An 11,660-nucleotide genomic window follows, 5' to 3' on the forward strand; every position below is an offset into this window, starting at 1 on the left:
GCGTTCACGGGCGTTCACGCCACCAAAACGGGGCAAACCAGTCGGCTGTCCACAGGTTGGGGACCTTTGTCCACAGGTCTGTGGACAACGATGTGGATGTGGGTCAGCGGGCGTACCGCAGCAGCAGCTGACCATCGGCCAGCAGGGCGTGACGCAGCGTGAGGTGTTCCGGGACGTCGTGCTCGGGTCCGGCGGTGATCCTGCCCGCCCCGGGACCGGTGAGCAACGGCGACAGCGTGAGGCACAGCTCGTCGACGAGCCCCGCCACGGTGAGTGACCCGAACAGGGTCGGGCCGCCCTCGCTGAGGATGTGCGCGTGCCCGCGCTCGCGCAGTGCCGCGACGGCCGCCGCGAGGTCGACGTGCCCGTCACCCGCCCGGACGACGTCGGCGACGTCGTGCAGCGGCCCCGCGTCCGCCTGCCGGGTCGTCACGACGACCGGCCGCACCGGGGCGTCGGCGAGCGCCGGCTGGGCCGGGTCCAGGTCGGCCCGGCCGGAGACGACGACCAGGGTCGGGAACTCGCTCATGCCGTGCGCCAGCCGCCAGCGGCGGCGCTGCTCGTCCAGGCGCAGCGCCCGGTAGCCCTCCTCGCGGACCGTGCCGGCGCCGACGAGCAGCGCGTCGCAGCGCATCCGCAGGATCCCGAAGACCCGCTTGTCCTCGGGTCCCGACAGCCCGGCCGACCTGCCGCGCAGCGTGCCCGCGCCGTCGAGGCTCGACACGAAGTTCACCCGCAGCGAGGGATCCGGCGGCGGCGCGTACAGGTCGATGAGGGTGTCCTGGTCGACGGGGCCCGGCTCCGGGTACAGCTGCTGCACCCAGCAACCCTACGTTCACTCGCCGGGTGGTCCCGTCACCGGTGGCGTGGGTGCCGGCGTGCGGTGCTGGCAGTCGCACCGGTTGCCGCCCGGGCAGTCGGCATGCCGTTTCTCCCGACACGCAGGACAGATCACGACTTCAGCGTGCGCCGCGGCGCCGGCCCGGTCAACAATGACTGCACCATGGCGCGCGCGATCATCCAACTCCGCATCACGCTCGACGGCGTCGAGCCGACCGTCTGGCGTCGGGTCCTCGTCCCCGGCGGGTTCACCCTCGACCGGGTCCACCGGGTCGTGCAGTTCGCGATGGGCTGGGGCGACCGCCACCTGCACGTCTTCGACATCGACGGTATGCAGTACGGAGTGCCCGACCCCGACGGCCTGCTCGACGTCCGCGACGAGCTCGACACCCGCCTCGACGCCGTGGCCCAGAAGGGTGGGCGGCTGCGGTACACGTACGACTTCGGCGACTGGTGGGAGCACGAGCTGACCGTCGAGGACGTGTACCCGGCGGACCTGGACGCGGCGTACCCGGCGTGCGTGGCGGGGGAGCGCGCCTGCCCGCCCGACGACGTGGGCGGCCCGGACGGGTACCGCGACCTCGTGGCCGCCCTGGCCGACCCGGCCCACCCCGACCACGCGGCGATGCGCGAGTGGCTCGGCCGCCCCTTCGACCCGGACGCGTTCGACCCCTCCCTGGCCAGCACCCTGCTGCGCCGCATGACGTGAGCGCGGGTCGGTCCTGACCGGTGCCCGCTGCGCCGGGTGCCGTTCGGGTGACTCGCCACCGTCGATGTCCACGCGGCGCCGGAGATCGACGGGTGTTCCTTTCATGAAATGACGCGGGCGTGATCGAGATCGATGGAAGCGCCTGGCGGGCCCGGATTGATGCTGGTCGCTCCGTGTCGCGGACATAGAGCGCGCATATCGCGGTAAAGGCGGACAAATCAACTGCCTGAAATCTTGCGGTAACGAAATGGGAACGCTCCCATTGCCCCATTGACACGTGGCGGGCGAGGCGCCAGTCTCATGGGAGCGCTCCCGTGGCTGTGGCCGGTGACACACCCCGCGGCCATGGGAGCCACTCAAATGCTCGACCCGCCATACCCGCGACACCCGAACGACGGACTTCACACCCGGGTCCGCCGTCGATGCATCACACCCCCACCACACCCATCACGACCTGAGAGAGGGGTCAGGATGAGCGTCACCTCGCGCCGTCTGCGTTCGATCGCCACGGCCGCGCTCACCGTGGGTCTTACCCTCGGTATGACCGCATGCAGCGCCAAGAAGGACGACGAGCCGAGTGCGGACGGCACCGGTCCGGTCACCATCTCGCTGTCCTACTTCGGCACGCCGGGCTTCAACCAGGCGGTCAAGGACTTCGAGGCCGCCAACCCGAACATCAAGGTTGACGTCAAGAACGAGGGCCAGACCAAGGACTTCGCGCCGAAGCTCGCCCAGTGGATCTCCGCCGGCAGTGGCGCGAGTGACGTGGTCATGCTCGAAGAGGGCATGCTGCTGCAGTACCTGAAGGACAACAAGGGCTTCGCCAACCTGCTCGACCTGGGTGCGGCGTCGCTGGAGAAGGACTACCTGTCCTTCAAGTGGAAGAACGCCTTCACCGCGGACGGCAAGAAGCTCGTCGGCCTGGGCACCGACGTCGGCCCGCTGGCCATGTGCTATCGCACGGACCTCTTCCAGAAGGCCGGCCTGCCGGTTGACCGCGACGCGGTCAGCAAGCTGTGGCCGACCTGGCAGGAGTACGTCAAGCAGGGCGAGATCTTCAAGTCGAAGAACACCGGCGCGGCCTGGACCGACTCGGCCACCAGCGTCATGCAGCCGTACATCATGCAGAACGCGGACAGCTGGTTCTACGACAAGAGCGACAAGTACATCGGTGACACCAACAAGGCCGTCAAGGACGCCTACGACCTGGGCATGGACATGGCCGCCAAGGGCCTGACCGCCAAGCTCGCCCGCTGGCAGGCCGACTGGGACGCCGCGTTCAAGAACGCCGCGTTCGCGACCGTGCCGTGCCCGCCGTGGTACACGGGTGTCATCAAGGAGCGCGCCGGCGACGCCGGCAAGAACAAGTGGGACATCGCGACCATCCCCGGTAAGGGTGGCAACTGGGGCGGCTCCTACCTCGCGATCCCGGAGCAGAGCAAGCACAAGAAGCAGGCCTTCGAGCTGATCAAGTTCATCACCGGCAAGCAGGGTGGCCTGGACGCGTTCGCCGAGGCGGGCCCGCTGCCCTCGTCGATCGCCGCGCTGGACGACCCGAAGATCACCGAGGCGAAGAACGAGTACTTCAACAACGCGCCGGTCGGCAAGATCTACGCCGCCGCCGCGAAGGACCTCAAGCCGATCTACCTCGGCCCGAAGCACCAGGCGCTGTGGGAGAACGGGTTCGAGCCGGCCATGCAGGCCGCCGAGCAGGGCAAGCTGAGCGCCCAGGCGGGCTGGGAGAAGGCCATCAAGGACAGCAAGGCACTCGCCGAAGGCTGATCCGAACGTTGACGGCGGAGGCGGCGTCGAACCTGACGCCGCCTCCGTCCTCCACATAGCCCGTTGATCGGAAGGGATCCACCCCCCATGGCAACCAACGTCGGCGAGGTCGCTGGACCTCGCCACGGGCGCGCACCCGCCGGGCCGTCGAAGCAGCCGTCGCGGCGCTCCGTGCGGGTCGGACGGCTCGACCTGCGACTGTCGCCGTACCTCTTCGTGGCACCGTTCTTCGTGCTGTTCGCGGTGTTCGGCGCGTACCCGCTGATCTACACCGCGATCCTCTCGACCCGCAAGAACACGCTGACCGGCGGCGACGCGGGCTTCGTCGGGCTCGAGAACTACCGCAAGATCCTGATGGACGAGCACTTCTGGATCGTCATCTACAACACGTTCGGCCTGTTCATCGTCGCGACCGTGCCGCAGCTGGTGCTGGCACTGCTCATCGCGAGCTGGCTGAACAAGAAGATGCGGGCCCGCACCGCGATCCGCATGGGCGTGCTCATCCCCAACATCACCTCGGTCGCCGCGGTCGGCATCGTGTTCGGCCTGATCTTCGCCGACCGGTACGGCCTGGCCAACTGGCTGCTGCAGACCGTCGGGCTGGACGCGGTCGAGTGGCGCAACCACCGCTGGTCGTCGTGGACCGCGATCGCGTTCATGGTCGACTGGCGCTGGACCGGCTACAACGCGCTCATCTACCTGGCCGCGATGCAGGCGATCCCGAAGGAGCTGTACGAGTCGGCGTCGCTGGACGGCGCGTCCGCGGCCCGCCGGTTCTGGCGGATCACCGTGCCGCTCATCCAGCCCACCATCCTCTTCACCGTGATCATCTCGACGATCGGCGGCATGCAGCTGTTCACCGAGCCGCTGCTGTTCAACTACGGCCGCATCCAGGGTGGCTCGCTCAACGAGTTCCAGACCGTCGCGATGTACATCTACGAGACCACGTTCACGAACAACTACAACGTGGGCCGCGGCGCCGCGATCTCCTGGCTGTTGTTCGTGATCATCCTGATCTTCGCACTGATCAACTTCGCGTTGGTGCGCCGGTCCGTGAAGGGGCAGACCTCATGAGCACGACCATGACGAGGCCCCGGAGCGTGCCGGGCACGCCGCCGTCGGGGAAGAGGGGCAAGGTCCGCAGCGCCTCGGCCGCGCTGTGGGACGCCAGCCCGCTGACGTACCTCGCGCTGATCATCACGATCGTGCTGTCGGTGTTCCCGATCGTGTGGTCGTTCATCGTGGCCTCGCGGGACAACAGCGCCGTCACGGACATCCCGCCGCCGCTCACGCCCGGGCCGAACTTCTTCGACAACGCCTCGCGCGTGCTGGACAACACCGACGCGAACTTCGTCTACGGCCTGATCAACTCCGCGATCGTGTCGTCGTGCGTGACCCTGTCGGTGGTGTTCTTCTCCACCCTCGCCGGGTTCGCGTTCGCGAAGCTCAAGTTCCGCGGCAAGAACGCCCTGCTGCTGATCATCATCCTCACGATGATGATCCCGACCCAGGTCAACATCATCCCGCTGTACCTGCTGATGGTGAAGTTCGACTGGACCAACACCCTGCAGGCGGTCATCGTGCCGTTCCTGGTCAAGGGCTTCGGCGTGTTCATGATCCGGCAGTACGCGGAGTCCGCGATCAGCGACGAGCTCATCGAGGCCGCCCGGGTCGACGGCGCCTCCACGTGGCGGACCTACTGGTCCGTGGTGCTGCCGGCGCTGCGTCCGGCCGCCGCGGTGCTGGGCCTGCTGACGTTCATGGAGACCTGGAACGACTTCCTGTGGCCGTACGTCGTGCTCAACGGCGACACCCCGACCGTGCAAGTTTCACTGAACATCCTGGCGACCGGTTACTACAAGACCGACTACGTGCAAGTCTTTACCGGGACAGCGTTGGCCATCGTGCCGCTGCTGCTCGTGTTCATCGCGTTCGGCCGTCAGATCATCGGCGGCATCATGGAAGGTTCGGTCAAGGCGTGACCAGCATCGACCCGCTGACGTTCCCACCCGGTTTCGTGTGGGGTGCGGCGACCGCGTCGTACCAGATCGAGGGGGCGGCCAAGGAGGACGGCCGCACCCCCTCGATCTGGGACACGTTCAGCCACACCCCGGGCAAGACGCTGGGCGGGGACACCGGCGACGTGGCCTGCGATCATTACCACCGCTACCGCGAGGACGTGGGGCTGATGAAGGACCTGGGCGTCAACGCCTACCGGTTCTCCATCGCGTGGCCCCGCGTGCAGCCGGGCGGGTCGGGGCCGGCCAACGCCAAGGGCCTGGATTTCTACCGGCGGCTCGTCGACGAGCTGCTGGCGAACGACATCACCCCCTGGGTGACGCTGTACCACTGGGACCTGCCCCAGGAGCTCGAGGACGCGGGCGGCTGGCCCGCCCGGGACACCGCGGCCCGGTTCGCCGACTACGCCATGCTCGTGCACGGCGCGCTCGGCGACCGGGTCCGGCACTGGACCACCTTCAACGAGCCGTGGTGCTCGGCGTTCCTCGGTTACGCGTCGGGCGTCCACGCGCCCGGCCGCCAGCACGCACCCGACGCCCTGGCCGCGACGCACCACCTGCTGCTCGGTCACGGCCAGGCGGTCGAGTCGATCCGCGCGGCCGACCCGGGCGCGCAGCTGGGCATCACGCTCAACCTGTACGCGATCTCGGCGGCGGACGAGCGCAAGCCCGACGACCTCGACGCGGTCCGCCGCATCGACGGCCTGGCCAACCGGATCTTCCTGGACCCGGTGCTGCTCGGCTCGTACCCCGCCGACGTCGTCGCCGACCTCGCCGGGATCAGCGACTTCGGCTTCGTCCGCGACGGCGACATGGCGCGTATCGCGCAGCCGCTGGACCTGCTCGGCATCAACTACTACAGCCGGCACGTGGTCGCCGGCGAGGACCCCGACGTCCCCGCCGAGCCGTACTGGCGGGCACCGACGTCGTGGCCGGGCAGCGAGACCGTCCGGTTCCTGAAGCGCCCCGGGGTCCCGGTCACCGACATGGGCTGGGAGGTCGACGCCGAAGGGCTCACCGAGACCCTGACCCGCGTCGCCCGCGACTACCCGGCGGTCCCGCTCTACATCACGGAGAACGGCGCCGCGTACATCGACACCGTCGGCCCCGACGGCTCGGTCGACGACACCGACCGGGTCGCCTACTTCGACGCCCACTTCCGGGCCTGCCACGACGCGATCACCGCCGGGGCGCCGCTGCGCGGCTACTTCGCCTGGTCGCTGCTGGACAACTTCGAGTGGGCGTGGGGCTACACGAAGCGCTTCGGCATGATCCGCGTCGACTACGACACGCAGGAGCGCACGATCAAGGCCAGCGGCCACCGGTTCCGCGAGGTCATCAAGCACAACGGTCTCGGCGAGTAACGTGCGCCGCCCGACGCTGGACGAGGTGGCCGCGCTCGCCGGCGTCGGGCGGGGCACGGTCTCCCGGGTGATCAACGGCTCGCCGCAGGTCAGCCCGGAGGCCCGCGCCGCCGTCGCGCGCGCCGTGGAGGAGCTCGGCTACGTGCCCAACCGGGCCGCGCGCGCCCTCGTGACCCGCCGCACCGAGTCGGTCGCCCTCGTGGTGTCCGAGTCGGAGGAGCGGGTCTTCGGCGAGCCGTTCTTCGCCGGCATCGTCCGCGGCGTCAGCAACGTCCTGGCCGACACGTCCCTGCAGCTGTGGCTCGCCATGGCGCAGTCGCCGTCGCAGCGCCTGATGGTCGAGCGGCACCTGTCGGACCAGCACGTCGACGGGGTACTGCTGCTGTCGCTGCACGACGACGACCCGCTGCCGGCGCTGCTGACCAAGCGGGGACTGCCGACCGTGCTCGGCGGCCGCCCCGCGCACATGCTCGAGGCGGAAGACGACAACGGTGACAACGAGGTCGCCTACGTCGACAACGACAACGAGGGCGGTGCCCGCACCGCCGTCGAGCACCTGATCGGTCTCGGCCGCCACTGCATCGCGGTGATCGCCGGACCGCAGGACATGGCGGTGGGCATCGCCCGCCTCCGTGGCTACCGGGAGGCGCTGCGCCTGGCGTCCCTGCCGAACGATCAGCGACTCATCGCGTACGGCGACTTCAGCGAGGCGAGCGGGGCCGACGCGATGCACCGCCTCATCCATCTCAACCCCGGTCTCGACGCGGTCTTCGCCGCCTCCGACCTGATGGCCGCCGGCGCCATCCGCGCCCTGCGTGAGCTGGGCCGCCGGGTGCCCGCCGACGTGGCCGTGGTCGGGTTCGAGGATTCCGCCGTGGCCCGGCAGACCCAGCCGCCGCTCACCACCGTGCATCAGTCGGTGGAGGGCATGGGGCGCGAGATGGCCAGGCTCCTGCTGGCCCGCATCGCCGGCGGGCCGGCCCACTCGACTGTCCTCGACACGCACCTCGTCGTCCGCGAGTCGGCCTGACCGGGGCCGTGTCCAGCGCAGTCTCTACCCCCAGCAGGAGGCACCCCGTGCGCTTCGGCCACTTCGACGACGAACGCCGCGAGTACGTCATCGACCGACCAGACACCCCGCTGCCCTGGATCAACTACCTCGGCACCGAGGCGTACTTCGGCATCATCTCCAACACCGCCGGCGGCTACTCGTTCTACCGTGACGCCCGCCTGCGCCGGCTCACCCGCTACCGGTACAACAACGCCCCCATGGATCTCGGCGGCCGGTACCTGTACCTGCGGGACGAGGAGACCTTCTGGTCGCCCACGTGGCAGCCGACGCAGACCGAGCTCGACGACTACGAGTGCCGCCACGGGCTGTCGTACACCCGCATCGCCTCCCGGTACCGCGGGATCAGGGCCGAGACGCTCTACTTCGTGCCGCTCGGGGAGACCCTCGAGGTGTGGCGGCTCAAGGTCACCAACGAGCGCGACACCGCGGTGACCCTGTCCGCCTTCTCCTCGATCGAGTTCTGTCTCTGGGACGCCCAGGACGACGCCACCAACTACCAGCGCAACTTCAGCACCGGCCAGGTCGAGGTCGTCGACGGCGTCATCTACCACAAGACGGAGTACCGCGAGCGCCGCGACCACTTCGCCTACTTCGCCTGCGGCGAGCCCCTGGCGGGCTTCGACACCGCGCGGGAGGCGTTCCTCGGGCCGTACCGCTCCTGGGACCGGCCGCTCGTCGTCGAACGCGGCGAGTCGACCGGCTCGATCGCGCACGGCTGGCAGCCGCACGGCTCCCACCACGTCAAGCTGACCCTCCAGCCGGGGGAGACCCGCGAGATCGGCTTCGTCCTCGGGTACTGGGAGAACCCCCGCGACGCGAAGTTCGACCCGCCCGGCTCGCAGACCATCAACAAGGCCGGCGCCCAGGCCAAGATCGCCGAGTGGCTCGACCAGGCGACGGTCGACGCCGGCTTCGCCGCCCTCGCGGCGCGCTGGGAGGAGCTGCTCGGCGGGCTGCGGGTGCAGACCCCGGACACCGACACCGACCGCATGGTGAACATCTGGAACGCCTACCAGAACATGGTCACCTTCAACATGAGCCGGTCCACCTCGCTGTACGAGTCCGGGATCGGCCGCGGCATGGGCTTCCGCGACTCCAACCAGGACCTGCTCGGCTTCGTGCACATGATCCCGGAGCGGGCCCGCGAGCGGATCCTCGACATCGCCGCGACCCAGCTGCCGACCGGCGGGGCGTACCACCAGTACCAGCCGCTCACGAAACGGGGCAACAACGACATCGGGTCGGGCTTCAACGACGACCCGCTCTGGCTGATCCTCGGCGTGTCGGCGTACGTCAAGGAGACCGGCGACCTGAGCATCCTGGACGAGCCGGTCCCGTTCGACAACGCGCCCGGCAGCGAGCAGTCGCTGTACGAGCACCTCAAGCTGTCCCTGCGGTACACCCTGGAGCGCCTCGGCCCGCACGGCCTGCCGCTGATCGGCCGCGCCGACTGGAACGACTGCCTCAACCTCAACTGCTTCTCCGACACGCCCGGCGAGCCGTTCCAGACCACCGAGAACGCCACCGGCGGGGTCGCGGAGTCCGTGTTCATCGCCGGGCAGTTCGTCCTCGCCGCGAAGGAGCTCGCCGGGCTGGCGCTGCAGAAGGGCGACGACCCGACCGGCTACCAGAACGCGGCGGAGAAGATGGCCGGCACCATCGCCGAGCACGGCTGGGACGGCGCGTGGTTCCGCCGCGCGTACGACTTCCACGGCAACGTCATCGGCTCGGCCTCCAACGACGAGGGCCAGATCTTCATCGAGCCGCAGGGCATGTGCGTCATGGGCGGCGTCGGCTTGGAGGACGGCACCGCGGCCCGCGCCCTGACCAGCGTCCGGGAGCGGCTGGCCACCCCGCACGGCATCGTGCTGCAGCAGCCGGCGTTCAGCTCGTACCGCATCGAACTGGGCGAGATCTCCTCCTACCCGCCGGGGTACAAGGAGAACGCCGGCATCTTCTGCCACACCAACCCGTGGCTCATGATCGCCGAGGCGATGGTCGGCAACGGCGACGGTGCCTTCGACTACTACAAGCGGATCAACCCGTCGGCCCGCGAGGAGCTCGGCGACCTGCACCGCTGCGAGCCGTACGTGTACGCCCAGATGATCGCCGGCCGGGACGCGCCCACCCACGGCGAGGCGAAGAACTCGTGGCTGACCGGCACCGCGGCGTGGAACTACGCCGCCGTCACCCAGTGGATCCTGGGCATCCGCCCGGAGCTGTCGGGTCTGCGGATCGCGCCCGTCATCCCCGCCGCGTGGTCCGGGTTCTCCGCGGTGCGCCGGTTCCGCGGCGCCACGTACGAGATCACCGTGCACAAGGAGCCGGGTGCCGCGGCCACCCGCTGCCGGCTCGTCGCCGACGGGGTGCCCGTCGAGGGCGGCGTCCTGCCCGTCGCGCCGGCCGGCACGACCGTGCAGGTCGAGGCACATTTGTCGTAGATCGTTTCGGTTTGCCGCCGCGGTGTCGCGTATCTCCGACACCGCGGCTGCAAGATGGCTGGCGTGTGCGCACAATGGGGCCGTGCCTTCCACCAACAGCCGCCCCCGTTCGGCGGGCCGCCCGACCCTCGACGAGGTCGCCTCGCGCGCCGGCGTCGGGCGCGGCACCGTGTCGCGCGTGGTCAACGGCTCGCCGCAGGTGAGCCCGGAGGCGCGCGCCGCCGTGCAGAAGGCGATCGACGAGCTCGGCTACGTGCCCAACCGCGCCGCCCGCGCCCTCGTCACCCAGCGCACCGACTCCGTCGCCCTCGTCGTCTCCGAGTCGGAGGAGCGGGTCTTCGGCGAGCCGTTCTTCGCCGGCATCGTCCGCGGCGTCAGCTCCGCCCTCGCCGACACCCAGCTGCAGCTGTGGCTCGCCATGGCCCAGTCCCCGGCCGAGCGCCAGCGCGTCGAGCACCACCTCACCAACCAGCACGTCGACGGCGTCATGCTGCTCTCGCTGCACGACGCCGACCCGCTGCCGGGCCTGCTCGAGCAGCGCGGCCTCCCCGTCGTCCTCGGCGGCCGGCCCGCCCGGATGCTGTCGGAGGGCGAGCGCTCCGGCACCGACGTCGCCTTCGTCGACGCCGACAACGAGGGCGGCGCCCGCCTCGCCGTCGGCCACCTCCTGGACCGCGACCGCCGCCGGATCGCCGCCATCGCCGGCCCCCAGGACATGGCCGCGGGTGTGTCCCGCCTCGCCGGCTACCGCGAGGCGATCGAACGCGCCGGCATGCCCGTCGACGAGTCCCTCATCGCGTACGGCGACTTCAGCGAGGCCTCCGGCGAGCGCGCCATCCACGAGCTGCTCGCCCGCAACCCCGACGTCGACGCCGTCTTCGCCGCCTCCGACCTGATGGCCGTCGGTGCCCTGCGGGCCCTGCGCGAGCTGGGCAAGCGCGTCCCCGACGACGTGTCGCTGGTCGGCTTCGACGACGTGGCCATCGCCCGCCAGACCGACCCGCCGCTCACCACCGTCCACCAGCCCGTCGAGGCGATGGGCCGGGAGATGGTCCGCCTGCTGCTGGCCCGCATCGCCGGCGCCGAACCCTCCGCCGTGATGGTCGAGACCCACCTGGTCGAGCGCACCAGCACCTGACCCCGCCGGGTTCCCGCCACCCCGCCGCGACGGCTGCTCGGAACCGCTGGGTCACCCGCGCGGGTGAGATCCGGCCGGCTCGCGCCGCCACCGTCCGGAACGCCGTGCTGACGACGTCCTCCTCGTCCGGCCGACGTCCTCCTTCAGCCGGGTTGTGACCCGGTGGATTGCTGCAACGCGGTGGATTGCTGCTGCCGTGGAGCCTGTTGCGTTTTCGGTGGTGGGGTTGGGTTGCTGAATGAGGGGGCGGCGCGAAGCGCCGTCCCCTCATTCAGGTGCTGGTGGTGAGGGTGTGG

9 protein-coding genes are annotated in these 11,660 nt (G+C 69.9%); 8 read left to right on the top strand and 1 reads right to left on the bottom strand.

Translation table 11 applies throughout. The features are described 5' to 3' along the window. Nucleotides 1–103: 103 nt before the first annotated feature. A complete protein-coding gene (locus OP18_RS07695) occupies nt 104–820 on the bottom strand; it encodes a pyrimidine reductase family protein (RefSeq protein ID WP_033358010.1) in 717 nt (238 codons plus the stop codon). A 183-nt stretch (nt 821–1,003) separates the two neighbouring features. Here OP18_RS07695 and OP18_RS07700 point away from each other — a divergent pair, with 183 nt between their 5' ends. From OP18_RS07700 to OP18_RS07735, 8 genes are all read left to right on the top strand, one after another. Beyond that, nucleotides 1,004–1,549 (top strand): plasmid pRiA4b ORF-3 family protein, encoded by a 546-nt coding sequence (locus tag OP18_RS07700; RefSeq protein ID WP_033358091.1) that lies wholly within the window; start codon nt 1,004–1,006, stop codon nt 1,547–1,549. Nucleotides 1,550–2,089: 540 nt separating this feature from the next. Continuing rightward, on the top strand, nt 2,090–3,331 hold the full coding sequence (locus OP18_RS07705) for an extracellular solute-binding protein (RefSeq protein WP_245635282.1): 1,242 nt from the start codon (nt 2,090–2,092) through the stop codon (nt 3,329–3,331). 87 nt (nt 3,332–3,418) lie between these two features. Then, nucleotides 3,419–4,405 (top strand): carbohydrate ABC transporter permease, encoded by a 987-nt coding sequence (locus OP18_RS07710; RefSeq protein WP_052386343.1) that lies wholly within the window; start codon nt 3,419–3,421, stop codon nt 4,403–4,405. A gap of 8 nt (nt 4,406–4,413) precedes the next feature. Further along, nucleotides 4,414–5,313: a carbohydrate ABC transporter permease gene (locus tag OP18_RS07715; RefSeq protein ID WP_245635287.1), complete on the top strand. Its 900-nt coding sequence runs from the start codon at nt 4,414–4,416 to the stop codon at nt 5,311–5,313. Continuing rightward, on the top strand, nt 5,310–6,713 hold the full coding sequence (locus tag OP18_RS07720; RefSeq protein ID WP_033358012.1) for a GH1 family beta-glucosidase: 1,404 nt from the start codon (nt 5,310–5,312) through the stop codon (nt 6,711–6,713). The genes OP18_RS07715 and OP18_RS07720 overlap by 4 nt, the downstream gene beginning before the upstream one ends. Nucleotide 6,714: 1 nt before the next feature. Beyond that, entirely contained in the window at nt 6,715–7,743 is a 1,029-nt protein-coding gene (locus OP18_RS07725; protein WP_033358013.1) for a LacI family DNA-binding transcriptional regulator, read from the top strand. A gap of 47 nt (nt 7,744–7,790) precedes the next feature. Continuing rightward, nucleotides 7,791–10,226 (top strand): glycoside hydrolase family 94 protein, encoded by a 2,436-nt coding sequence (locus OP18_RS07730; protein WP_033358014.1) that lies wholly within the window; start codon nt 7,791–7,793, stop codon nt 10,224–10,226. 82 nt (nt 10,227–10,308) lie between these two features. Then, nucleotides 10,309–11,364 (top strand): LacI family DNA-binding transcriptional regulator, encoded by a 1,056-nt coding sequence (locus OP18_RS07735; RefSeq protein WP_033358015.1) that lies wholly within the window; start codon nt 10,309–10,311, stop codon nt 11,362–11,364. The last annotated feature ends 296 nt before the right edge of the window (nt 11,365–11,660 follow it).

This window comes from Dactylosporangium aurantiacum (genome assembly GCF_000716715.1).
GTDB classification, from domain to species: Bacteria; Actinomycetota; Actinomycetes; order Mycobacteriales; family Micromonosporaceae; genus Dactylosporangium; species Dactylosporangium aurantiacum.

Bases quoted from the DNA above. Each gene is read 5' to 3' on its own strand.
- OP18_RS07715 (WP_245635287.1), top strand. From the start codon at position 4,414: ATGACGAGGCCCCGGAGCGTGCCGGGCACGCCGCCGTCGGGGAAGAGG.
- OP18_RS07710 (WP_052386343.1), top strand. From the start codon at position 3,419: ATGGCAACCAACGTCGGCGAGGTCGCTGGACCTCGCCACGGGCGCGCA.
- OP18_RS07700 (WP_033358091.1), top strand. From the start codon at position 1,004: ATGGCGCGCGCGATCATCCAACTCCGCATCACGCTCGACGGCGTCGAG.
- OP18_RS07705 (WP_245635282.1), top strand. From the start codon at position 2,090: ATGACCGCATGCAGCGCCAAGAAGGACGACGAGCCGAGTGCGGACGGC.